Raw genomic sequence first — 23,882 nt, forward strand, 5'->3', positions numbered from 1 at the left:
CAGAAACCAACCGGACACTAAATACCACCATGTCACGACTCAACCCAGCACCGGCAGTGCAGATTGGAATAGAAAACGGCTCAGCTGAAAGCTGGCCTACCGAGTTCTGGCATCCGCTGGATGATGGACGTGTGGTGTGCGACGTTTGCCCGCGGCACTGCCGGTTACGTGAGGGCAAGCGCGGTGCCTGCTTTGTACGCATGGCGAAACATGGTCAGATAGTGCTGACCAGTTATGGGCGATCGAGCGGTTTTTGTATCGATCCCATTGAGAAGAAACCGCTGAACCATTTCTATCCCGGCAGTTCAGTGTTGTCATTCGGTACGGCGGGCTGCAACCTGGGCTGTAAATTCTGTCAGAACTGGAGCATCAGCAAATCGCGGGAAATCGACACCTTAGGCGCAACGGCCATGCCGGAGCAGATAGCCCGGGCGGCCAGGGCATACGGCTGTGATTCTATTGCTTTCACCTACAACGATCCTGTCATTTTCATGGAATACGCCATGGATTGTGCACAAGCCTGCCATGCACTTGGCATTCACAGTGTGGCGGTAAGTGCAGGTTATATCTGCGATGCGCCCCGTCAGGCGTTCTACCGCCAGATGGATGCGGCGAATATCGATCTGAAAGCCTTCACTGAGCACTTTTATCATAAAATCTGCAGCGGCCATCTGGCCCCTGTGCTCGATACCCTGTTATACCTTCGCCACGAAACCCGGGTATGGTTTGAAATCACCACTTTGCTGATCCCGGGTGAGAATGACAGCCCGGCCGAAATAGCGGCGATGTGCCGCTGGCTGATGGACAACCTTGGCCCGGATGTGCCTCTGCACTTTAGTGCCTTCCATCCAGATTTTAAAATGATGGATACGCCGCCGACACCACCTGCCACTGTTCTGCAGGCCAGGCGGATTGCGCTGGAGGCGGGTCTGCACTATGTCTATGTGGGTAATATCTTCGATGAGGCTGGCGACAGCACCTATTGCCCGGGTTGCGGCCAGCGGGTGATTTCACGTAACTGGTATGCGCTGGGTGATTATGAGCTGACCGAGAATGGCTGCTGCCGGCATTGCGGTTTTCATCTGGCAGGACGGTTTACGGCTTACCATGGCAGCTTTGGCCGCAGACGGATTCCAATCCAGATTCGTGCCTGAAACCGGATAAAAGCAACAAGTCGGGCTTTGAGATTTTACTCCTGTGCTGCTTTGCATTATCTTACCGTTTTTCCCGGTACCAAACAGAGAACATCCCGCATGACTATCGAAGAATTACACCAGTTTCAGAATCTGGTCATTACCCAACCAAACTGTCCTTACTGTGTGAGAGCAAAAGCTATCCTGGATGATCGCGGTACTGACTATACCACCCTGGTACTGGGCCAGAATTTGGAAAAAACCGAGATGATTGCTTTTATCGAGCAAGTGGCCGGCACCACAGTACGCACTGTGCCGCAAATCATCCTGGACGGTAAATATATCGGGGGTCACGATGATCTGGTCGCTTTTTTAGAGCGGCAGGTTGAAGCCGATGCGCTCGGTGACTTCGAATTGTGATAAGCAAGGCTCCCGTTGGGAGCCTTTTCTTTATTGATTAATCATTCACTAGGAGGTCGGTATGAGTTTTAACGTCAACGTTGTCTGGCAGGGTAACAGCCAGCCGGGTGAAGAATTCAGTCGGGATCATCAAATCCGGTTTGGCAGCGGGCAATCTCTCAATGCTTCATCAGCACCGGATTTCAAAGGCAGTGCTGATAAGGTCAACCCGGAAGAAAGCCTGATGGCGGCTTTGTCTTCCTGCCACATGCTGACTTTCCTGGCTATTGCTCACCTCAAGCGATTACCGGTTGCCAGTTATCAGGACAATGTCACCGCTGAACTGGGTAAGAACGAAGCCGGAAAAACCAAAGTGGCGGCTATCGATCTCAACCCTGTCATCACTTTTGTGGATGGTGCAGAAGTATCGCCGGAGGTGCTGGAAAAAATGCACCAGAAAGCGCACGACAACTGTTTTATTGCCAACAGCCTGAATACCACAGTTCGGCTGAACGGAAAGGAGTTCAGTCATTGATTCAGCTTGATACAGCAATAGCATTAACAGGCCTTTACCGCGGAAAAGTGGCGCAGAAGTATGGTATCAGGACGGCTATGGCCAAGCAGGCGGTCAGTGGCAAACTGTACCTGTCCGCAACCGGACTGGATGGCGATGAATGCGCCGAGCCTAAATTTCATGGCGGTACAGAAAGAGCGCTGCATCAGTATCCGCTGGAGCATTATGCGTTCTGGAAGCAGCAGTTTCCGGAACGTGACTGGCCAGCCCCCGGTGTGGGAGAGAACATCAGCACTCAGGGCATGACGGAAGAGAATGTGCGGGTCGGTGACCGTTTTCAATGGGGTGAGGCAGTGATTGAAATCAGCCAGCCCCGCTCTCCTTGCTTTAAGCTCAGCCGCCGTTGGGAACTGCCGGAATTCTCTGCTGTGATGCAGCAGACAGGCCGCTGTGGCTGGCTTTACAGGGTCATTACGCCGGGATACGTCAGTAGCAATGATCCTTTGGTGCTGGTCAAGCAAGGAGAAGACAGGTTTACGGTAAAACGCGTGCTGGAGTGGTATTTTAATGATCCGATGAATATGGACAAACTGCGTATGCTGCAAGAGTGTGAGGCGCTGTCGGTCAGCTGGCGCAATACGGTGGAGAAACGCTTGAAGACAGGTCAGCTCGAAAATTGGCATTTCCGCCTGAACGGAGCGGACTGATGTTGAAAGGGATCCACATTTAAGCACGGGCTACCCAGGTAGCCCGTTGTCTTGTCGCGCAGTTTGCAGATGATTACAACAGGGCGTAGCCAATCAGGCTGGCAAAAATAATGCAAGCCCCGCCAAAGACGCCGTATTCGACGCGCTTTTCAACGATACAATCCACTTCTTCTTTTTGAACGGTCAGCATGCTGAATAAGCAGCCTCCCGCCAGAGCAACGGCCAGTACGCCCAGACTGAACAGACCGGCCTGGACGAAATCAATAAACGCCATATCAATCCTCTTTTATGAGCCCAAGGTGTATGCATGCTTGTTGTTGGCCTTTCTGGCTGCTAGCCAGTGACGAACTGCACGTCTTATACCAACCGGAATCTTACCCTGATTGGTCGTTATTTCGGGGCGAATGATACACCTTCTGCCAGCGAGTGTAATCCCGGAGGATGTAATCAAGAGTGACAAAGGTGTAAAGGCTAAGCGACTGTTTGTCTGCTGCTTTTTATACAAAGGCCAGTCTTGCTGCAAAGGCAATCAGGACCACACCCAAAGTGCGCTCAATAATGTGCATCTGGCGGTGAAACCACAGACGGGCTTTTTCGGCGGAAAACAACAGGCTGACCAGGACAAACCACAAGGCGGTGACTGCACACATCCAGACACCGTAGAAAATCTGAATAGTCAGTGGCGTATCCAGGCTGACAACATTAGTGATAATGGCCAGAAAAAACAGTGTGGCTTTCGGGTTGGTGGCATTAGTCAGAAAACCTATGCCAAACGCGCGACGTAGTGTCTGATGGCCTGACTCTGGTGTCGTATCGACCGTCGGGGCGTCGCTGGTGGCTGGTTTGCTGCGACATAACTGCACGCCGAGATAAACAAGATAAGCCGCGCCCAGCAGTTTGGCCGCGATCAACAGCCACTCTGAGGTATGCATAATGGCGCTGACGCCAAGCAGGGTATAGAGCACGTGAACGGAAAGGCCAGCGCCGATACCGAAAGCGGTCACTATACCGTGTCGGCGGCCAAACCTGAGGCTCTGGCGTACTGTCATGACAAAATCGGGACCGGGGGCGACAACGGCCATAAAATGGATCAGCGCCAGGGAAATAAATTCAGGCCAGTATTCATTTAACATCAGCAATATCCTTATGCTTGTTGGACTCAGCCCCTATCAGCAATCTGATAGCGAACCTGAAGCTTACCTTTTTTCAGTTTGGTTGAAACCTGGATATTCGCCGGGATCTCGCCGGTCGCCGCAACATGCGTACCGCCGCAGGGCCAGGCCATCAAATCACCAAAGGCAACCCAGCGTGTGCCATCCGATTTTGTGTGTGAACGCATGGGCAAGTTGGCCGCGATCAGCCGGGTCAGATGCTGCTGTATGGTGTGTTCGTCCAGATCGATAACATGCTCACGGGGGGAGAATTCTACCCGGCACTCGTTAGGCCAATGGTGGGCTTTCTCGGGCTGCCAGCCATTTTGCTGACCGATGTTGCCGATCAGATGACCCAAACTGTGCAGTATGCTGTGGGTGTTTCTGGGTTCTTTATCCATAGCAATAGTGACTATGCCAGTCGGTAGCGGCTGGCTGATCACATGCTGGATAATGTCACCTGCTTTTTTGGTGTGCAGTACCTGCGCCCTTTCACCGCAATGGGTGGTAATGCGGCCAGTGTCGCCGGGCTGGCCACCACCTTGTGGATGAAAGACGGTTTTGTCCAGCACAGCAATCCAGTGTTCGCCTTCTTCAAAGCAGGCGAGTAATTCTGCTTCACAGTGGAGGGCGTGGGAATCCAGGTATAATGCTTCAGTTGCCATGTTGTGCTTCCGTGTCCGCTTATCTGTCATCCATTGTAATAGTGGCTGCACTACATGATAATCCATCATCAATTCAAATAACTTTTGCGCAGAGCGCATCAATCAGAGGCGGCATGAGCAGCAATAAACACATTGGTTTAATGCAGGATATGGCGATTTTTGTATCTGTGGTGAAAACCGGCAGCTTTTCCGAATCTGCCAGATTATTGGGTGTGTCGCCTTCTGCGGTCAGCCGCGCCATTAAGCAACTGGAGCAGCAACTGGGTGTGTGTTTGCTGCAACGCACCACACGCAAACTGCGTTTGAGTGAAACCGGCCGGACAGTGTACGAGCGTTGCCTGCAACTGGATGACACCGCAAGAGAGGTGTTAGCTATTTGCGAAAGCCAGGACAGCTCAGCCCGCGGTGTGGTGAAAGTGGCCGCGCCGAAAGCTGTCGCGCATTCGCTGATTCATCCTTATGTGGCGGAGTTTCTCAGTCTGTATCCGGACATAGATGTGCACCTGGTGCTGGATGATCAGGCGCTGGATCTGATTGAACAAGAGATTGATATCCTGTTCAGAATTACCCGTCAGCCGCCGCAGGGACTGATAGGGCGCAGCTTGATGCCGATCGATCATGTGCTTTGCGCATCACCGGAGTATCTGAGCCGCAGAGGGACGCCAAATCACCCCAAAGCGCTGACGCAGCACAGTTGTATTTCACTGGGAGAAAACGATGCGGACTCAAAATGGCGCTTCAGACAGGGCGAAAGCCGCCTGACTGTACCGGTTACCGGTCGCTACCGGGCCAATCATTCCCGTGTGCGGCTGGAAGCGGCGGAGCAGGGAATTGGTATCGCGAGTCTGCCGGTGTTTGTGGCAGAAGCTGGCATCACCAATGGCAGTATCAGACAGGTATTGCCGGACTGGGAATTTGAAACTGCCTACACAGGTGATTTGTGGATGCTGTACCCCGCAACACGGCATATCCCGGCAAAAGTCAGCCTGTTTGCCGATTATATTGTCGGTAAATTAGGTCGGTGAGTGCTTGCAGATGCGTTTAGCCGTTATCGGCACAGAAACAGCCACCCGAGAGTGGCTGCAGTTTCATTGCGTACGACAGGCGTCAGAAGCGGGTATCCACGAAGTGAGTCACTGTATCTGTATCATCGGCGACACAGATGTAGCGCCATTTGTCGAAGGTCAGGCAGGGGTGCGAGGTTGAGAACACCAGGATATCCCCAACCCTGAGATCGGTGCCGGCAGGCACATTGACAAAGGTATGCTGATCCATAATTGCGGTGACTTCCAGCCCCTGCACATTCAGCGCCTGGCCGTCGCGGAATCCACGCTCGACAAGAGGCAGCCCGGCATCAAAAGCCACATCCCGTTTACCCATACCAATCACGGCTTTACAGGCTTCAGGTACAGACAAAACGTAGGCCCACAGTTCAAGGGCAGATTCCAGATCACCGCCCAGCTCACAGGCATAGCCCTGATTGCGTCTCGCACGTGACATGACCTGCTGCTGGGCATCCTGATAAATACCTGTGTCGTGGATCAGATAACACCCCGGGCGTATGATGGCCGTTAAGTGCGGATGGGATGAAAACTCATCGGCCACTATGTCGTACCAGGCAGAGCCTGCCCCTGTGACAATCGGCCTGTCGACTGTGATCAGTTTTTTCTCGGTCAGTTGTTCGACCAGCATTACGGCATCGCGCAGAAATAAACGGATCTTATCTTCCGCATCCGCACCGTGGATCACCCCTTCGTAAACCTCCAGCCCGTACAAAGTCAGGCCGCTGGCCGCTTGAATGAAACCGGCCAGTGTCTCGACTTCTTCGTGATTACGGCACCCGCATCGCCCGCCAGGTACACCGTATTCAATCAGCACATTCAGCGTGAGAGCGGCTTCCGAAAAAAAGTGGCTCAGCTGAGCGGCATTTTCACACGAGTCGACACAGCAATAAAATTGCGCCCCGTGTTGGCGCATCAGCCGGGCAATCAGCGCCATATTGGCTTTGCCGACTAACTGATTGGCCATCAGAATGTGCCTGGCGCCCGCCATTGCCGCTGTCTCTGCCTGAGCGGGTGTGGCAACCGTAATTCCCCAGGCACCGGCTTCCAGCTGCTCTGAAAACAACGCCGGTGTCATTGTGGTTTTACCGTGCGGCGACAATTTCACCTGATGATGGTTGGCGAACTGCTGCATCCAGTTCAGGTTATTGTTGATAGCCGATTTCCGGATCACGGCAGCAGGCAGGCAAATTTCCTCGTTAATCAGGCTGTATTGAGCGTCACTTTTTTCATTTACCCACACACCTTTGGTGCCTGCAGGAAAGTTTTTGTGATCGAATTCTTGGTATTTACTAACATGCTTTTTGTTTGCTTGAGGCATTGGTTATTCTCCTAACATAGCCTTTAGGCCTTGCCACATATGGTTTGTGGCGCATTGATAGTATTCTTGATGTTAGAAACTATCAAACAATAAGAGATGATTTGTGCGGTTTCTCACTGTTTGTTACCGCCCGTCTTACTAGTATTCACCCCATAGAGGAAAGGCAGCCGTGACCATTGAAGTGGACATAGTGTCCAGAATTACAGAGTGCTTCCCTCAATTAAGAGAAGCAGAAAAAAAAGTCGCCCGCCTGGTGATGGACGATTTAAGTGGTGCAGCTTCAGCCAGCATCACAGAACTGGCTGAAGAAGCCGGCGTCAGTGAAGCCACTATCACTCGCTTTGCCAAAGCGGTGGGCTGCAAAAATGTGCGCGACCTGAAAATGAAGCTGGCCCAGTCACTGGCGGTAGGACAGAGATTCATCCATGAAAGTCCGGATGAGTCGGGGATCCAGGGGGTGTACGAGTCGATTAAGAACGTCATCAACATCAACCGCAAAATAGTGAACGAGGCGGATGTCGCCCAAGCGGTTGAGATGCTGCTTAATGCCCGTCAGGTGTTGTCAATCGGCATGGGGGGCGGCTCTACCATTATGTCGCAGGAGTTGCAGTTCAGGCTGTTTCGGATTGGCTTTGCTGTCAGTGCCTACAACGACGGTTTGCTGGCACGAATGGTGGCCTCAACCGCCGACAGCAAGGATGTGATGGTTGCCCTGTCAGTCACAGGTTACACGGCAGAAGTGGTGGAACCGGCATCGATTGCCAAACAGTACGGGCTGAAGGTGATCGCGATAACCGCACCGGATTCGCCGCTGGCAAAAGTCAGTGATGTGGTATTGCCACTGGTCACGGATGAAACCGACTTCATTTATAAGCCCTCGGCATCGCGTTACGCCATGATGGCACTGATTGATGTGCTGTCGACTGAACTGGCACTGAGCCAGAAGCGACGATCCCGCGACAGGCTTCGTCGGTTGAAACTGGCCTTAGACAGTCACAGGGGCGGCGATGATCGTCAGCCGCTGGGAGATTAGCCCGCCAGCTTGATCTATCACGACATGGCGGCATCCAAGCATACAAAGAGAAGGAAAACGCATGCATTTTGAGACCGTATTCCGCCATGTCACCATTATTGATGGCACAGGTGCCGAGGCGTATCAGGCCGATCTGGCAGTCAAGGATGGCCGCATTGCCGCCATCGGTGATCTGGCCGGGTGTGAGGCAACTCAGATCATTAATGGTCAGCATCTGGCACTGTCTCCGGGTTTCATTGATGTCCATACCCATGATGACACCAATGTCATTCGTTATCCCGACTGCCAGCCGAAGATCAGCCAGGGGGTCACCACTGTGATTGTCGGTAACTGTGGTATCAGTGCCTCTCCTGCGATTCTGGCCGGGGATCCGCCAGATCCCATGAACCTGCTGGGTAAACAACAGGACTTTCAATACCCGACATTTGCCGCTTACGCATACGCCGTTCGTCAGGCGCAGCCCGCCGTTAATGTGGCGGCGCTGGTTGGCCATACCACTTTGCGTAATAACGTGATGGATGATGTGTACCGTGCCGCCAGCGAGCAGGAAATCTCGGCAATGAAAGCACAGTTAAAGCAGGCGATGGCAGACGGTGCGTTAGGGTTAAGCTCTGGTCTGGCTTACGCATCAGCAAAACAGGCACCGACAGAGGAAGTGATGGCGCTGGCAGAAGAGTTGGCGGTATTCGGTGGTATTTATACCACTCATATGCGCACTGAGTTTGAACAGATCCTTGATGCCATGGATGAAGCCTTTCGTACCGGCAAGCACGCTAAAGTGCCTGTGGTGATTTCTCATCTCAAATGTGCCGGTGCCGGCAACTGGGGGCGAACGGTCGAAGTGCTGGCGCGAATGGAATCGGCCGCTCAGCGTCAGGATGTTGCCTGCGATTGCTATCCGTATTCCGCCAGTTCCTCGACCTTGGATCTGAATCAGGTGACGGATGAAATTGATATTTTTATCACCTGGTCAGAAGCCCATCCTGAACATGCCGGAAAAATGCTCAAAGACATTGCAGCAACTCTGGGGATGTCGCTGATGGACACGGCCAAAGCCCTGCAGCCAGCCGGAGCTGTCTATCACTGTATGGATGAAGCCGATGTTGAGCGGGTCCTGAAGTATCGCCTGACCATGGTGGGTTCCGATGGCCTGCCCAATGATCCGCACCCGCATCCTCGCTTGTGGGGCGCATTTCCTCGCGTGCTGGGCTATTACAGCCGGGAGCGCAAGCTGTTCTCTCTTGAGCAGGCGGTACACAAAATGACGGGCATGTCAGCGATGCGTTTCGGGCTGCAAAACCGCGGCGTGATTGCACAAGGCGCTTATGCCGATCTCGTGCTGTTTAACCCGAACACAATCAGGGATGTGGCCAGTTTCGAAAGTCCGGTTGCCGCCGCAGAAGGCATTGAGCTGGTGATGGTGAACGGACAGATCAGTTACCGGCAGGGCCGGGTCAGTCCGCAACGTCATGGCCGCTTTCTGGCCAGACAACAATCCTGACTCTTACACCGAATTTTTTAGCAGTAAACCTTATTGGAGAACAAAGTATGACAATTATTCGTTACGGCGTTGAAGGCGGTACAGGAACAGGCGGTCAGCATCTGCCATTTGCACGTGCGACACAGGCCGGTGGATTTTTGTATGTGTCCGGACAGACCCCGATGACAGACGGCGAAGTGGTTGAAGGCGGTATTGTTGAGCAGTCGCGTCTGGCGATTCAGAACTGTGTCGATATCATGACAGAAGCCGGTTACGGCCTGGAAGATGTGGTGCATGTGAAAGTGGTGCTGACGGATGCCCGTTATTTCCAGTCTTTCAATAAAGTCTTCAAAGAGTTCTTCGGCGAGCATCCACCGGCGCGTATCTGCATGGTGTGCGATCTGGTGGTGGATGTAAAAGTTGAAGTAGATGTGACCTGTTACCGTGAAGATCGCCGTTAATTCGCCGAACTTCATTGAAAGATCTGAAGCCTGAAAATCAGTAAGACAATCACTCTGATCTGGAATATATCAGACGGAGATACAGAAAAAGGGCTGGCAATGTACCAGCCCGTAAAAAGCAAATTACTGCGATGAAAACTCAATGGCAGTAATACATGGGATAACCAAGCAGGTTTATCCCCAAGCAAATAAAAGCAATGACGGATTATAAGAGGTATGGAATGAACAGTACACTCTTTCTCACCGGATTCGGTGCATATGTGGTGTTTATGATCTGGTTGGGATGGTTTGTGTCCCGCTCGCAGAAATCGGGTGAAGATTTTCTGCTGGGCGGTCGCGGTCTCCCATTATTCCTGATGTTAGGGACAACAGTGGCAACTATGGTCGGTACCGGCTCCAGTATGGGGGCCGTGGGTTTCGGCTATAACAATGGCTGGGCCGGTGCACTTTACGGTATCGGTGGCGCTTTGGGTATCCTGCTGCTCGCCTGGTGGTTTGCACCGGTGCGCAAGCTGAACTTTATGACCATGAGCGAAGAGCTGGCTTACTATGTGGGCGCCAATAAAGCGGTTAAGAACGTGGTCGGATTACTGATTTTCATCGCGTGTATCGGCTGGCTTGGCGCACATATTCTGGGTGGTGGCCTGTATCTGGCCTGGATTGCCGATATCGACCTGAACACCGCCAAAATCATCATCGCAGCCGCCTTTACGATTTATGTGGTAATAGGCGGTTATACCGCTGTGGTGTGGACAGATACCATTCAGGCCGTCATTCTGTTTGCCGGTTTTATCCTGATGGCTGTGCTGTCGGTCAATCAGATCGGCGGGCTGGAAAACCTGTACGCTGCTATGGATCCTGCCGCAGTGAGTCTGTTAGGTATTGAGAAACTGGGCGGTCTGCCTGCGCTGTCTCTGGCGACCGTGGTGGGTGTCGGTATTCTGGCCACGCCGTCTTTCCGTCAGCGTATTTACTCAGGCAAAAATGTCGCCACTATCCGGCGCTCTTTCGTGATGTCCGGTGTGCTCTACCTGTTTTTCTCTGTCATTCCGGCCATCATTGGCATGTCAGCCCATGCGATCAATCCTGAGCTGAATAATGCCAATTATGCTTTCCCGTACATTGCGGCAACGGTGTTGCCTGTGGGCATTGGCATGATAGTGCTGATTGCCGGCCTGTCTGCCACCATGTCCAGCGCCAGCTCGGATGCCATCGCCGGTGTGTCAATCTTGCTGCGCGATGTCTTCATCCTGTTTACCGGCAAAGTGCCGTCCAAAGACAAAATGGTGTTGTACTCGCGCCTGTCGCTGGTGGTTGTGATTGGCATGGCGTTGTTATTCGCCCTGACATCGAATGACATTATCGGCTATATCACCAAAATGATTTCGACCGTGATGTCAGGCATGTTTGTTTGCGGCATGCTGGGACGCTTCTGGCAACGTTACACCTGGCAGGGAGCATTGGCGACACTGGCCGGTGCATCAGCGGCCTCTTTTGCCATCATACTCAATGCAGAGTGGGGCGCTTACTGGGGTAACCCGTGTATCCCTTCAGTAATCACAGCACTGGCAGCCGGTGTTGCCGTCAGCCTGGTGACACCTGCCAATAAGGTGACGCCGGCTCAGGCCAAAGCGATTCTGGATGCCGAGCGAGAAGCGATGGAAAACAGTGTTCAGAAGGACATCGGTACGCAAGCTGCTTGTGCGAAATAATTAGCTGAAACTTGTAAAAATGCAGGTCTTTGTGATGAACCAAGGCCTGCATCATGAATTAGGCTTTAATTAGAATCGGTTAACCTTTGTTGCTGGCGCCAGTGAAATATGCCCAGCACATTAAGATGTCCGACTCTAGTGTCCAATCTCATTGAAGGGTACCAGTGTGAAAATCGCATTTTTTGGTGAATGTATGGTCGAGTTAAGCGGCCAGCCACTGCGGCGTACGTTTGGGGGAGACACCTTAAATACGGCGCTTTATTTGTCGCGTTTAGGGCGTTCCCGCCGACTGGATGTCAGCTATGCGACAGCGCTCGGAAAAGACAATATCAGCCAGGATATGCTGTCTGCCTGGCAGGAAGAATACATTGATACGCGTCTGGTGCGGCGCCTGGATGACAAATTGCCCGGGTTGTATCTGGTTGAAACCGAACCTAATGGTGAGCGTCATTTTCATTACTGGCGCAACGACAGTGCGGCGAAGTTTTATTTTGCCTCAGACGAAACGCCATTGGAAAAGTCGATTGTAAACAAAGAGTTCGATGTGTTGTACATCAGTGGTATCAGTCTGGCCATTCTGGCTGAGGAAGCTAAAGCCATTCTGATCACCTTACTGGAAAAGCATAAAGCCAACGGCGGCAAAGTTGTTTTTGATAATAATTTCCGTCCCCAGCTGTGGACGGCGAAACAGGCACAATACTGGTACAAACAGGTGCTGCCTTTTGTCGATATTGCCCTGATAACAGAAGATGACGACCACAAAGTGTGGGGCCAGAGTGACGTGATCGAACGGTGCCGCGATCTGGGCTGCCATGAAGTGGTCATTAAACGCGGCGCTGCCCCCTGTGTTGTAGTGACCGGTTTGCAAAACCGTCAACCCGACATCTGTGAAGTGGCGGCCAATCCGGTCGACAATGTGGTCGACACCTGTGCTGCCGGCGATTCCTTCGCTGCCGGATACCTCGCTGGACGCTTAAGCGGTCAAACCGCAGGTGTCGCAGCCGAACTGGGTCATCAGCTGGCCGCCATCGTCATTCAACACCCAGGCGCGATTATTCCGCCTGAAGCTATGACAGACATTATGTAAGGAGCTAGAAGTTAATGTCTCAATCCCTGATTGAAAAACTGAAACAATTTAAAGTCATTCCTGTTATCCAGATCAACAGTGTTGAACAGGCCGTCCCTCTGGCGAAAACCCTGGTTGAAAATGGTCTGCCTGTCGCTGAAGTGACTTTCCGGACAGACGCTGCGGCAGAAGCGATCCGCCTGATGCATGAAGCTTATCCGTCGCTGTGTATTGGTGCCGGCACTGTGTTGAATGCCGAGCAGGTTGATCGCGCGCAGGCGGCCGGCGCAGAATTTATTGTTGCACCGGGTCTCAACCCGAATACGGTTCGCTATTGTCAGGAAAAAGGCATTGCTGTGGTGCCGGGCGTGAATAACCCGAGTCAGATTGAACAGGCGCTGGAGCTTGGGCTGAATTTTCTGAAGTTCTTCCCGGCAGAAGCGTCAGGTGGCATCAATATGGTGAAATCTCTACTGGCGCCTTACGTTGATGTCAGCCTGATGCCAACCGGTGGGATCAGCAAAGCGAATGTGCGCGATTATCTGGCTGTTGACCGTGTACTGTGCTGTGGCGGAACCTGGATGGTTTCGCCTGCGCTGATCGACAACGGCGACTGGGATGAAATCGGCCGTCTGGTGCGCGAAGCCGTAGAGCTGGTTCGCGACTAAGACAACATACCTATCTTGTTTGAGTTGTTTGCCACCCTGAATAGGGTGGCTTTTTTGTTGTTATGTTGCCGACCCAGATGGATGAAAACGACACTGTGTCAGGTGCCCTCTGGCATCAAATACCAGGGCTAAATTATCTGTCCGGTTCTGGGAGAACTGTGCCATGCAGACGTTTTTTGCCAGTTGTGTCTGGCTGTGCTCGCCGGTACTGATAACCACATCGATGCCCTGAATGGCTTGCAGCAAGTCCGGTGAAACACTGGCCGGATACTGGCTTAATAAAATAATGTTTTTGATGCCTTTTATCTGAAGACGGTCGACACTGTTACGCAGTAACTCGAGATCCTGTTCCTGTAAGCTGTCAGTTTGATCATGATACGGATTAATTAACGCCAGATAAGCCACCCGCGTATTGCCATACCAGCGAATAAGCGCATCTGCCCGGCCTTTATAACGGTTATAGGCATAGACACCTGTCTCGCTCTGCTTCAGACCAAAATCAATGTTGCTTGCCAATACCGGATAATTTGCCTGTGGCAGCAGGTTCACCGAATCCTTGTATTCTCGCGCCTCAGAGGTAATGGCCGTGATATACGAAAACGGCTGACGTTCCACATTCGGATTTTGCGCGGAATAAAAGGTGATGCCTTCGCTGCTCGGCAGGGTAACCTGATCAAGATCAGCCTGGCTCGGCGAAGGTGGCAACTGGGTCAGAAAGCGAACCTGCAGATGAGCGCTATCCTGCAGGTCGGGCGTACAGCCTGCCAGTAAGGAATACATCAGAGAGAATAGGCAAAAGATGTAACGGCGCATAACAATATCGGAATGTGATCTGGGTCGCTATTTTCTGCTTTTTGCAAAGAAATGACAAGGGGCCAGGTGACAGGGTGTAATAGCCGGTGGCAGAAAAATCGGTAAATTAGCAAAAAACCAGGCGACTGTTTTTACCTGTAAAAGGGGCTAACTCCCTCTTATAGCGCTGAAAACTCAGCCTGTGCTCATAGGCTACCGGGCAAAAAACGAGAAGAAAGACAGGTTTTGAACGCAAAATAATCACTCAGTTCAAAATGATGAATTTTGCAGTTGACTCGATCTCTCCATTGCGTAGAATGCATCCCGTACCGCAACGGAGGTTAACGACGAAGCGGTCGTGGTAGTAAACGATAAGCAAATTGGTTTATCAGTTTAAGGCGCGTTGGCAGAGTGGCTATGCAGCGGATTGCAAATCCGTGGACCTCGGTTCGACTCCGGGACGCGCCTCCATTTGCGACACTAGCTCAGTTGGTAGAGCGCAACCTTGCCAAGGTTGAGGTCACGAGTTCGAACCTCGTGTGTCGCTCCAAATTTTAATCACAACGATAACTTTCGGTGTGAAAGATGGTGTCTGACCCATCGCAATCCAGAATTGCGTGCCCTGGTGGTGAAATTGGTAGACACAAGGGATTTAAAATCCCTCGACGTTCGCGTTGTGCCGGTTCAAGTCCGGCCCGGGGCACCATCAAAATCAACGGCTTACAGGCTAACACTTGTAAGCCGTTTTTCTTTTCCTAATATCTTTTCCTAATATAAATCAGTCTTTCTGCTCGGGCACATTAGCTTTGCTCATGGTTTTGACGATCTGAATCCTGCGATCATCGGTGGAACCTGACGTTCAGTTTTATGGCCGGAGAATGCCTGTTTCTCTTTTGAGCTGCCGTCATAATCACTGATGTCTCTTCATATTCCTTTACCGCCTTGTTCATGCTGCAGACCACACATTAATTTGTTTCAAACCCGTTTTGCCTTGTTCTAAAAAATGCCTTCTTCGCGCAGTTCGCTTTTCGTTAAATTCAACACGTCACAGCAACAAGCTGTTGCTTCGCAGCTTGGGTTAGGGGGCATGCATGCTTTAACGTCCGCTGAGCTATGCTGGTGGGCCGTCAGGCATGAAGTCTATCCACAGCTGCCAGACGCATTCATGGATGACGTTTTCAAGCGGGAGGAAGCACACAAGCGAATAGGGTTAGGGTAAAGCGCTCGACCAATGCCAGATACACCGAACTGACGGCTGATGTTGTTGAAAGATTGGAAAATTCCACGACCTGTTCACCTGCCTATGCTGCTGGCCAATGAACATCAGAAGTTCCACCACAAAGCCAGGGAGCAGCAGCATGGCCCGCAGTTGAGGTATGTGAAAGAAACAATAAAAAAGCTTTACAGGTTGGAGCCGTTGTATGAATCAACTAGGTTGAGTGGGCTGATACTTTCTGAGTTTTTAGGCTGTTGCTATGTTTTTTTGGGTTGAATAATTTAAAGAGCGCATTATTTACTAAATTCCAAAATATGTCTCTATTCCTGATAATAGATTCGTCATCGCAACAGATGCAAGGATTAATCCCATCACTCTACTGATAACTGTTGCACCACTTCGGCCGATGATTTTATTTATTTTTCCAGCTAAAATCATCATTATAAATGTGATGAAAAGGACTGTAAGTAGCACAATAAATGTTTGAGCTTGTTCAATAAAGCTGAAGCGCGCATTTTCAGTTAACAGTACTGCGGTAAGCATTGCACCTGGACTGGCAATTGATGGGACGGCTAAAGGGAATATGGCTCTCTCGTGATGATCAGTAACTAACCGTATTTCTTCATCAGGCTTACTTTCACCAAATATCATTGTGAGTGAAAAAATGAATAGAACTATACCTCCAGAGATTTGAAATGCTGAAAGCGGTATCGACATGACTGTTAAAATAAATTCTCCAGCCAGAATAAAAAACAAGAGAATTCCTGCTGCTGCAATTGTAGCATTGATAGCAATCCGTAATTTTAATTTATCATCAATCTGACGTGTCGCAGCGATAAAAACTGGAATCGTTCCTATTGGATCTACAACAGCAAAGAATGCGATAAAAGTAGCAAAAATATCAATCATGGCATATTCCAACATATTGGGGTCGGACTATTTTTTTTGTTTAAAATCACACTAATCTGAATGTCACTGAATTTGATAACAATACTACGTTTAGAGGCGATAATTTCGCCTCTGGTGAATGGGATAATTTAGGACATTAATCATCCATATGGCTTTGTCTCGGAAGTTGATGAATTAGCCAATATCCTATACTCATGCTAAGTGCTACGGCTGAAATAGCGAATAGATAAATCGCTTCCATTTGTTCCACATCAATGATAATTACTTTTCGTGAAATTGCCATTAATGCCGTTGCCATGACAATTTTGACATGGATGACATTTTCCCTAAGATAAATTGTAATGTTAATAAATATTTCTATGGCAATTAGGACTGCCATAAATGCACCAAAAGTTGCCAACATATCGGAGATCGTCAGTATATAGACTGGCGGTGTTATAATGCGTTGATAAAGTATCCAGGCTACATCAAGTACCCCCATGAAAATCACGAATACCATGAGGATAGACAACGTTCTTACCGACCAGTGAATGACTTTTTCCAATCTTTTGGATAGTTTGTCATCATTATCTATTTTCATAACGCCTCCATTAGACGTTCAACCCCCACAGATTTCTAGCCAAGCACGGGAGAGTGAAACTCATTTGGTTTAAGAGTTAAAACTGAGCAACTAAGTTGATCCAGCATTGACTCCGCTGTATTGCCTATCAGAAAACCGGCAATTCCAGCTCGAGCTAGCGACCCCATTATCACCATGTCGATAGATTCTTTATCAATAAATGATGGAATTATTTGTTTTGCATCGCCCTCTAACAGCTTTATTTTCCGCTTCACCAAGTTGTTTTCATAAGGCTTCAGCAGTGATTTCATGCGCCCAGCATGATCCTCTCTCATTTTTTTAGCCAAGAGTGCAACATCTAATTGACTGTAACCACTCCACTTGCGTAAGAAACCTTCGGTATCAAGTCGCCAAGCATGTATCAATATCAACTCAGCATCGGTCAGGGAGCAAAACTCCATGGATAATGACAAGATTTTTTCGTTGAACTGGACCTGTTCTTGATTGGATACATCGACGGCTACTCCGACTCGACGTATAGCCATTGGCTTCATGCTGCATGACCAGATTGGTATATCTGATTTGCGCATGAGATGCCGTGTAGTACTGCCATATTGGCAGGGTTTTGATTTCTTCTTTCTATGTGTATCAATAACAATCAAACTTGCCTGTACTTCATGAGCTGCTTTTATGATCTCTATAAAGGGAACACCAATCTTGATAAGTGTTGCGAACTTGATGCTTGGATATTGAGCCCGGAAGGCATGAACATGGTGTTTAAGCGACTGGTGATAGAACTTGGTCGCATTGTCCAGTAAGCCTAATGTGGTGCCAGTATAATGAGATATCTCAATGTACTCATCTAGACCTTCAATCACAGTAAGCAAGGTAACATTGGCTGAGTTTTCATTAGCAAAGTACAGAACTTCCTTAAAGGATTCATCAAGTTGCTGATCTGGTGCGATGGGAAGTAGGAGGTGGCGAAAGTTCATAGCGATTCTCCTCAATACTAGGGTGGTTAGTGCTTCTTGAGGAGGATAATGACCTAGAACAAATATTAATTATAATTAAATAAACACATGCGTTGTATAGACATTCATCTATGGGTCGATATGTTGGAGGGTGGCAGTTATGGCTCAGCACCTGAGAAACAGATTGAATAGCATTAGGCCTTTACGCGTTTTTAGTCATGTTTATGAACTCGGTTCTGTAACACTTGCAGCCCAAGCGCTCAGTCTTACTCAACCTACAGTATCAATCCAATTGAGACAGCTCACAGAAGTCATTGGCTCTCCGCTGTATCAAATGAGAGGAAAGCACATCATATTCACTGAAGCTGGGCATGCCGTGGCTCGTTACTGCCAAAGAATAACCTCTGCTACAGATGACCTAGAGTCTGAACTTGCTGATCTAGTGGATTTAAAGGCCGGTACTTTACGTGTAGCTGTTGTAACATCGGCAAAATATTTCACCCCTCACCTGTTAGGCGATTTTTGTCAAAAATACCCTTTAATAGATATCGTTCTAAAAGTTGGAAACAGAGATACTATACTGAGTCGTTACGAACAAGGTTTAGATGATGTTTACTTGTTTAGTCATCTTGAAAGTGAAATGAATGAGTCAGCGATTAGGTTTTTGCCAAATTTACTTTATCCAGTGGCTCACATCGATCATCCTCTTTCACAAAAGAAAGAAATTTCAATCAATGAGTTTTTAACTTATCCGATCTTAGCAAGAGAACCAGGATCTGGAACTCGATTTGCTATTGAAAATCATCTGAGAAAACTGAACTTATCATTTAAACCAAAGCTGGTTATAGAGAGTAATGAAGCAATTAAACACTGTGTTCTTGCAGAAATGGGACTGGCTATTCTCTCTCAGTATGCACTTTATTATGAGCCAAATGATAATATCACCTACTTACCGGTGGAAACATTTCCCATTGAAACCTACTGGCATATTGTTAAATCACCAATGAAAATTCAAACGCCGTTGTCTAAAGTTTTTACTCAGCATTTGTTAGATGAGAAAATAATTTATAATAAATTGTTGTCATCATGAATTTGTGGCGATTGATGAAACTACAATAGAGTGTTTAATATATTTTCATCCTACATTTAAGTGTGTTCTCCACTAGACTATGAAGGATGATAAAGTTAAGTACGCTACATTATTAAACCTTGGTTTATATTGGTGTCAGTTTGGGGTCCTACTATAGTTTTGGGATGATTTTCATTCATCCATAACTGAGGCTAGCAACATGCTTATTAAGCGCTGTTCTATTTAGCCCTAATGGAAATTTAATGTTTGACTCAATTGAATTGTATTTTATAAGCCCAATACCCTGAGGTCAGTGTTGAGGTGTACAGAGAGGTAAAAGAGATAGCATGCTCTGATTCTTCAATATTTAAATTAAACTTACTGGATGATTTCGGGGGATGTGTAGTCCATCTGATCACGAACGATCACACAATTGTTGACGCAATTTTAGACGCCAATTTCTCCCCACCAGAACCAATGATTTCATTCCCTGACATAAACCCGGATGAGTATGGGAGTTTACAGGGAGATATAGATTATTGGTTTACTTGGCTCTGGGTTCCCTACTGGGAGTCTTTGACACAAGATGAAAGGGCTGAGCTAAATATTACTTCTTCATGGCGGGAGTTTACAGAATTTCGAACAGAAGATGTCTAACTTTCATGCCAGAAAGATATTGTAATTTTTCAGCTATCAACTGAGTCATATATGCCTTTACTGTGAAGCCTCCTACAACAATTTCTGAACCACGGTAGGATTACGCAGCAACGTAAAGCATGGTTATCATCATACTGAAATTTTATCTATTCGCTTTTACTAAAGTGCTGATTTTATAATGTTTACTCCAAAATTAAGGTCATATACACGCTTTTTTATATACAGTTATTGGTGTGATTATTTGAGGGTACAGCACTCGGAAGATGACCATGGGCCTGCAACAAACATCGAAAAATGGGACATCTCAGTTGCGATTGGTATGGCGAGTGAAGGCATCCATTCTTCTTATAATCAGGCGTTGGTGGCGGTGGCTTTGGTGCTGCTGACAGAGAAATAGACACACAAATTGATGGAGCTAATGCTCATGAATCCAGCCCGGATAACCCCTTTATGGAGAAGAAAATGGATCTTCATAACAACGATGTCGGGCTGCGTATCGGAGCAAGAGGTGGAAGTGATAGCTCTCTTTCCAATGCATGTATGGCTGCACTTCAAGGTGGCGAACTTATGATTATTCAATAGGTAGTAATATGTGGAAAAAATTTACCTTCTAACGGCAGCACTGGTTCTTTCAGCATGCTCTGAGCAGCAAAGTAATGACGCATTTTTAGCCTTAGGTGATCAAGCATTCAGCCAGAGTGCCTGGAGCGAAGCAGATGAATCAACCAGAGGGACGATGGTTTATTCTTTTCTCAAAGAATATAGCGTTACCGGAATGAAAAGCGAAACCTTGATTGATTTGCTTGGTGAGCCAACCGGGTATCATGAGTACGATCATGATCTGGCTTATTTTATTGGCGGAAATGTTCAAAGCCAGTACGGTGAAGGATACTTACTCGTTTTCTTCATCAAAGATGGCGTAGTCGATGAGTATCGAACCTTTCCGGCGATTGAGTAGTGTGCTGACTTCAGCTTTTGGCTTTTTGCTGAAATGACCGCCTTTCCGCCCAGTTGCCTTAATTCCGGTCCGTTATAACCAGGACCGGAACATTAAGAAAATAATAAATTCATCAATTTCATTATTTTTATCCATATGCCTCAATTTTAAATGTCAAAAACCTATCAGGCTGCTGAAATTGACGCATCGCTGTCAAAAAATACAAACAGTGAACTCAAAAGGATAGCGCATTTCGCACATAATCTATTTTTCACCTTCACCTTCAGTTGCAGCGCGGTTTTGCAGCAACTGGATTCCAGGTAATTTTTTCTAACGGAAAAGTGAATTTCAGATTCAGTTTCAAACAGGTAAAGTTTGATACGGCTCCGAGATGATAATCAGCCTGTCATAATCACAGTGTAGAGCGTGAAAACAACAGCAATAAAAGTGATAAGCAAGCCTGCTTTCTGACAATGTTTGATGACTTTGTGAATTATTCATCGCCATGACGCTATGTCTCACTTTCTCCTTTTGGGCAAAATGAATTGTCGGCAAAGAAAGGGGGTGATAAATTCCCAAAACCTTGTTTAACGTTTTCTTATATACGGTCGCAAGATGTGACTGGCTTCCTGAAATAAACTGAAATTGATAATTCTATAAATTAGTTGGTGCGCATGACCATCCAAGAAATGCTCTCGATATTGCTCTCTTTTCCAACGAATGTCTTTTTCGTTCCTTTTGTCATCTTTTTGCTCGTCATGCTGGTGGATTTGGTATTCAACATTGTGGAAAGTGTCGCACCGGATGTTGATCTGTTTGATGCGGAAAATATCCCGGGTGCCGGTCTGATTCTGCCACCAATTTTGTCGAAAGTGCCACTCATGGTGGCCCTGTGTGTCAGCTTCTTTGTCGGGACCATTGTCTCTTTTTATCTGGCACAAGCACTGAGTGTCGTCTCTGACGCTGGTTGGATGATGGTTGTCGAAGTGGTGTCGATGCCATTGACGGCTTATCTGGCTCTTTTCATTGCTGCCTGGATGCTCAAACCTTTGGCACCTTTGTTTGATAAAAAGAAAAGCTTTGCCAGGGTTGATTTTATTGGCCTGAAAGGCCGGGTTCACAGCAGCTTGGTGAACCAGAACCGGGGTGAAGTTGTCGTGCAGCATAACGGCAGCGAATTCTTACTTGATGTCCGGGTGATTGAGCCTGAGATGTCAATGGAATATGGCGATGAAGTGATCATCGTTTCTCAAAATAAAACAACAAAACATTATATAGTAGCGAAAAATAGCTAAGTATAAGGAGTTGGCTATGCAAATCTCTCCAAGCGTTATCTTTATTAGTGCTGGAGTCGGTATATTTTTACTGATTTTAATTTTTCTCACATCCAGATATAAAAAGGTTCGAGGGGAAGGTGATGCACTGATCGTCAATGGTCTGCATGCCACCCGTGCTTCGCTGACCGGTACTTTCGTCTGGCCGGTCATTAACCAGCACGAATATATGGATATCACACGTAAGAAGATTTCTGTGATTCGCAGCGGTCGTAAAGATCAGGAAGGCGAAGAATACGAAGGTCTGCACTGCCGCGATAATATTCGTGCCGACCTGAAAGTGGATTTCTATATTGGTGTCAATCACGAAGAAGAAGATATCATTCGTGTGGCCAAGTTGTTTACCGCGCATGAAGCATCAAATATTGAACGCCTGAAAGAACATTTCCAGCCTAAATTTTCTGAAGCACTGAAAACAGCCGTTAAGCAGTTTGAATTTGAGGAACTGCTGACCAATCGCCGTACGTTCCGCGATGCTGTGGTTGAAGTGATCGGCAGCGAAATGGATGGCTTCAAAATTTATGACGTTGTCATTGATAAAATTGACCAGACTTCTCTGGACGCACATAGCCCGCACAATATTCTGGATGTTGAAGGTATCCGTAAGATCTCCATGATCACCGCGCAAAAGAACACGGAAACCAATGCGATTCGTCAGGACGAGCGCACAACCATCAAGAAGAAAAATGTTGAAGCCGAAGCCAACCGTTTGCAACTGGATAAGCAGGAGCAGGAAAGCATTGCCCGCGCGAAACGCGAAATCGATATTATCAAAGCGCAGGAGGAAGCCTTGTCTTCCGAGAAGCGTGAAGAATATGAACGCGTAACGCAGCTGGCGAAGCTGGAAACCGAAGAAGAAGTGGCCAAGAAACGCGAAAGCGTTCAGATGGAAGTCGAAATGACGCGCATTACCAATCAGCGTCAGGTGGCCATCCAGCAGGAAGAACTGAACCGCGCCGTTGAAACGGAGAAAGTCCGTACCGCAACGGAAGTGGCAGAGAAAGAAATGCACAAAGAAACCACAGTGGAGGAATCGCTGAAAGCTGTGGCAGAAACCCGTTCTCAACGTGTTGAAATTGAACGTAAGATTGCTCGTGAAGAGGAAGAAACACAGAACCTGCGCGTTCACGAACAAGTGAACCGTCAGAAACGCGTGACGCTCACAGAAGCAGAAGCGATTGCTGAAGCGAAACAGCTGGAACTGCTGGTTGCTGCCCGTGCAGAGAAAGACGCTGCCCGTGAGAAAGCAGAACGCCTGCTGATTGAGAATGACGCTGCGCTGAAGATTAAGACCCGTGATGCAGAAAATGCACTGGCTGTGAAGACCCGTGAAGCGGAAGCTGATCAAATTGTCGCGACCAAGCGTGCTGAAGCAGAATTTATCGCGAAAGAACGTGAAGCGGCGGCGAAAGAGCGGATGGCGAAAGCTGAGAAAGAAGTGATCAGCTCAACGGGTCTGGCTGAAATTGAAGTGGAACGCGAGCGTGCGCTGGCGATCCGTGAAGTGGGTGAAGCAGAGGCTTTCGCACTGCAGAGTGCCGGTGAAGCCGAAGCGCAGGCAATGCGAGCGAAAGGTCTGGCGGAAGCAGAGGCTCAGACAGCTCGCTTCGAAGCTGCTCAGCAGTACGATGAGCACACACGTGAGCATGATAAGTGGGTGATGAAGCTGCAACAGGATAAAGAGCTGGAAATCGCGCGTATCGACGCACAGAAATCTGTGGTGGGCGAGAACGCGAAAGCGCTGGCTCAGGCCCTGTCTCAGGCGGACATCAAGCTGTTCGGTGGTGAAGGCATGGAGCAAATCCGTCGTACTATTATGGATGCCGCTTCAATGGATGCGAAGTTTGCCGAATCTAAAGTACTGAATCCACTGGTTTCTGAATATGTTGAAGGCCTGCGCAGCATGCCTCAGGACATTAAAGACATCCTGGAAAACACGGATCTGAAAAGCAGCGACCTGAGTAACGTTGCGCTGGCCGGTTTGCTGAATTCACAGGGCGGTGCATCAGAATTGCTGAAGAAAATTCAAAGCACACTGAGCACTCACTCAGAAGACAAACTGTAATT

25 protein-coding genes and 3 tRNA genes are annotated in these 23,882 nt (G+C 48.6%); 20 read left to right on the forward strand and 8 right to left on the reverse strand.

Going from position 1 to position 23,882, the window contains the following annotated elements; all coding sequences use genetic code 11:
- Positions 1-29 precede the first annotated feature (29 nt).
- The 4 genes from amrS to D6M16_RS02745 all read left to right on the forward strand — a co-directional run bounded on the left by amrS (position 30) and on the right by D6M16_RS02745 (position 2,753).
- Positions 30-1,154 (forward strand): AmmeMemoRadiSam system radical SAM enzyme, encoded by a 1,125-nt coding sequence (gene amrS, locus D6M16_RS02730; RefSeq protein WP_120510461.1) that lies wholly within the window; start codon positions 30-32, stop codon positions 1,152-1,154.
- 99 nt (positions 1,155-1,253) lie between these two features.
- Positions 1,254-1,553: a glutaredoxin domain-containing protein gene (locus tag D6M16_RS02735; protein ID WP_120510462.1), complete on the forward strand. Its 300-nt coding sequence runs from the start codon at positions 1,254-1,256 to the stop codon at positions 1,551-1,553.
- 61 nt (positions 1,554-1,614) lie between these two features.
- Positions 1,615-2,067 (forward strand): OsmC family protein, encoded by a 453-nt coding sequence (locus D6M16_RS02740; RefSeq protein WP_120510463.1) that lies wholly within the window; start codon positions 1,615-1,617, stop codon positions 2,065-2,067.
- A complete protein-coding gene (locus D6M16_RS02745; RefSeq protein WP_240435514.1) occupies positions 2,064-2,753 on the forward strand; it encodes an MOSC domain-containing protein in 690 nt (229 codons plus the stop codon). The genes D6M16_RS02740 and D6M16_RS02745 overlap by 4 nt, the downstream gene beginning before the upstream one ends.
- 73 nt (positions 2,754-2,826) lie before the next feature.
- On the opposite strand, the gene D6M16_RS02750 is transcribed toward D6M16_RS02745, so the two are convergent.
- The 3 genes from D6M16_RS02750 to D6M16_RS02760 all read right to left on the reverse strand — a co-directional run bounded on the left by D6M16_RS02750 (position 2,827) and on the right by D6M16_RS02760 (position 4,569).
- Entirely contained in the window at positions 2,827-3,027 is a 201-nt protein-coding gene (locus D6M16_RS02750) for a hypothetical protein (RefSeq protein ID WP_120510464.1), read from the reverse strand.
- Between the two features lie 223 nt (positions 3,028-3,250).
- Positions 3,251-3,886 (reverse strand): LysE family translocator, encoded by a 636-nt coding sequence (locus tag D6M16_RS02755; RefSeq protein ID WP_120510465.1) that lies wholly within the window; start codon positions 3,884-3,886, stop codon positions 3,251-3,253.
- 26 nt (positions 3,887-3,912) lie between these two features.
- The gene (locus tag D6M16_RS02760) at positions 3,913-4,569 is read right to left on the reverse strand and encodes an alanine--tRNA ligase-related protein (RefSeq protein ID WP_162940900.1); all 657 of its coding nucleotides are present in this window, start codon (positions 4,567-4,569) and stop codon (positions 3,913-3,915) included.
- 113 nt (positions 4,570-4,682) lie between these two features.
- Here D6M16_RS02760 and D6M16_RS02765 point away from each other — a divergent pair, with 113 nt between their 5' ends.
- Positions 4,683-5,594 (forward strand): LysR family transcriptional regulator, encoded by a 912-nt coding sequence (locus D6M16_RS02765; RefSeq protein ID WP_120510467.1) that lies wholly within the window; start codon positions 4,683-4,685, stop codon positions 5,592-5,594.
- Between the two features lie 82 nt (positions 5,595-5,676).
- On the opposite strand, the gene D6M16_RS02770 is transcribed toward D6M16_RS02765, so the two are convergent.
- Positions 5,677-6,951, reverse strand: coding sequence for an amino acid deaminase (locus D6M16_RS02770; RefSeq protein WP_120510468.1), 1,275 nt, complete (start codon positions 6,949-6,951; stop codon positions 5,677-5,679).
- A 169-nt stretch (positions 6,952-7,120) separates the two neighbouring features.
- Here D6M16_RS02770 and D6M16_RS02775 point away from each other — a divergent pair, with 169 nt between their 5' ends.
- The 6 genes from D6M16_RS02775 to D6M16_RS02800 all read left to right on the forward strand — a co-directional run bounded on the left by D6M16_RS02775 (position 7,121) and on the right by D6M16_RS02800 (position 13,371).
- Positions 7,121-7,984, forward strand: coding sequence for a MurR/RpiR family transcriptional regulator (locus tag D6M16_RS02775; protein ID WP_120510469.1), 864 nt, complete (start codon positions 7,121-7,123; stop codon positions 7,982-7,984).
- Between the two features lie 61 nt (positions 7,985-8,045).
- Positions 8,046-9,485 (forward strand): N-acyl-D-amino-acid deacylase family protein, encoded by a 1,440-nt coding sequence (locus D6M16_RS02780; protein ID WP_120510470.1) that lies wholly within the window; start codon positions 8,046-8,048, stop codon positions 9,483-9,485.
- Positions 9,486-9,532: 47 nt separating this feature from the next.
- Entirely contained in the window at positions 9,533-9,925 is a 393-nt protein-coding gene (locus D6M16_RS02785) for a RidA family protein (RefSeq protein WP_120510471.1), read from the forward strand.
- A 221-nt stretch (positions 9,926-10,146) separates the two neighbouring features.
- Positions 10,147-11,637 (forward strand): sodium:solute symporter family protein, encoded by a 1,491-nt coding sequence (locus D6M16_RS02790; RefSeq protein ID WP_120510472.1) that lies wholly within the window; start codon positions 10,147-10,149, stop codon positions 11,635-11,637.
- A gap of 193 nt (positions 11,638-11,830) precedes the next feature.
- A complete protein-coding gene (locus D6M16_RS02795) occupies positions 11,831-12,724 on the forward strand; it encodes a sugar kinase (RefSeq protein WP_240435567.1) in 894 nt (297 codons plus the stop codon).
- Between the two features lie 14 nt (positions 12,725-12,738).
- Positions 12,739-13,371: a bifunctional 4-hydroxy-2-oxoglutarate aldolase/2-dehydro-3-deoxy-phosphogluconate aldolase gene (locus tag D6M16_RS02800; RefSeq protein ID WP_046219344.1), complete on the forward strand. Its 633-nt coding sequence runs from the start codon at positions 12,739-12,741 to the stop codon at positions 13,369-13,371.
- A gap of 60 nt (positions 13,372-13,431) precedes the next feature.
- Here the strand turns inward: D6M16_RS02800 and D6M16_RS02805 are convergent, their stop codons facing one another.
- Positions 13,432-14,184: a bifunctional UDP-sugar hydrolase/5'-nucleotidase gene (locus tag D6M16_RS02805; protein ID WP_120510474.1), complete on the reverse strand. Its 753-nt coding sequence runs from the start codon at positions 14,182-14,184 to the stop codon at positions 13,432-13,434.
- A gap of 376 nt (positions 14,185-14,560) precedes the next feature.
- Between D6M16_RS02805 and D6M16_RS02810 the strand changes: the two genes are divergently transcribed.
- From D6M16_RS02810 to D6M16_RS02820, 3 genes are all read left to right on the forward strand, one after another.
- A tRNA-Cys gene (locus tag D6M16_RS02810) sits at positions 14,561-14,634 on the forward strand.
- Positions 14,635-14,637: 3 nt separating this feature from the next.
- Positions 14,638-14,713, forward strand: a tRNA-Gly gene (locus D6M16_RS02815).
- A gap of 69 nt (positions 14,714-14,782) precedes the next feature.
- Positions 14,783-14,869 (forward strand) — tRNA-Leu (locus D6M16_RS02820).
- Between the two features lie 810 nt (positions 14,870-15,679).
- On the opposite strand, the gene D6M16_RS02835 is transcribed toward D6M16_RS02820, so the two are convergent.
- The 3 genes from D6M16_RS02835 to D6M16_RS02845 all read right to left on the reverse strand — a co-directional run bounded on the left by D6M16_RS02835 (position 15,680) and on the right by D6M16_RS02845 (position 17,839).
- Positions 15,680-16,288 carry a MarC family protein gene (locus tag D6M16_RS02835; RefSeq protein WP_120510477.1) on the reverse strand — a complete coding sequence of 203 codons (609 nt, stop codon included), beginning with the start codon at positions 16,286-16,288 and terminating at the stop codon, positions 15,680-15,682.
- 136 nt (positions 16,289-16,424) lie between these two features.
- Positions 16,425-16,868: a phosphate-starvation-inducible PsiE family protein gene (locus D6M16_RS02840; protein ID WP_120510478.1), complete on the reverse strand. Its 444-nt coding sequence runs from the start codon at positions 16,866-16,868 to the stop codon at positions 16,425-16,427.
- A gap of 35 nt (positions 16,869-16,903) precedes the next feature.
- The gene (locus D6M16_RS02845; RefSeq protein WP_120510479.1) at positions 16,904-17,839 is read right to left on the reverse strand and encodes a universal stress protein; all 936 of its coding nucleotides are present in this window, start codon (positions 17,837-17,839) and stop codon (positions 16,904-16,906) included.
- 139 nt (positions 17,840-17,978) lie between these two features.
- Between D6M16_RS02845 and D6M16_RS02850 the strand changes: the two genes are divergently transcribed.
- The 6 genes from D6M16_RS02850 (at position 17,979) to D6M16_RS02865 (ending at position 23,880) form a co-directional block, all read left to right on the forward strand.
- A complete protein-coding gene (locus tag D6M16_RS02850) occupies positions 17,979-18,908 on the forward strand; it encodes a LysR family transcriptional regulator (RefSeq protein ID WP_120510480.1) in 930 nt (309 codons plus the stop codon).
- An 877-nt stretch (positions 18,909-19,785) separates the two neighbouring features.
- Positions 19,786-19,941 (forward strand): hypothetical protein, encoded by a 156-nt coding sequence (locus tag D6M16_RS22135; RefSeq protein ID WP_162940902.1) that lies wholly within the window; start codon positions 19,786-19,788, stop codon positions 19,939-19,941.
- A 65-nt stretch (positions 19,942-20,006) separates the two neighbouring features.
- Entirely contained in the window at positions 20,007-20,126 is a 120-nt protein-coding gene (locus D6M16_RS22670) for a hypothetical protein (RefSeq protein ID WP_420812225.1), read from the forward strand.
- Positions 20,127-20,136: 10 nt separating this feature from the next.
- Positions 20,137-20,502: a hypothetical protein gene (locus tag D6M16_RS02855; protein ID WP_120510481.1), complete on the forward strand. Its 366-nt coding sequence runs from the start codon at positions 20,137-20,139 to the stop codon at positions 20,500-20,502.
- Positions 20,503-21,155: 653 nt separating this feature from the next.
- Positions 21,156-21,776 carry a DUF1449 domain-containing protein gene (locus D6M16_RS02860; RefSeq protein WP_120510482.1) on the forward strand — a complete coding sequence of 207 codons (621 nt, stop codon included), beginning with the start codon at positions 21,156-21,158 and terminating at the stop codon, positions 21,774-21,776.
- Positions 21,777-21,792: 16 nt separating this feature from the next.
- A complete protein-coding gene (locus D6M16_RS02865; protein WP_120510483.1) occupies positions 21,793-23,880 on the forward strand; it encodes a flotillin family protein in 2,088 nt (695 codons plus the stop codon).
- Positions 23,881-23,882: the final 2 nt, after the last annotated feature.

This window comes from Photobacterium salinisoli, assembly GCF_003614885.1.
GTDB classification, from domain to species: Bacteria; Pseudomonadota; Gammaproteobacteria; order Enterobacterales; family Vibrionaceae; genus Photobacterium; species Photobacterium salinisoli.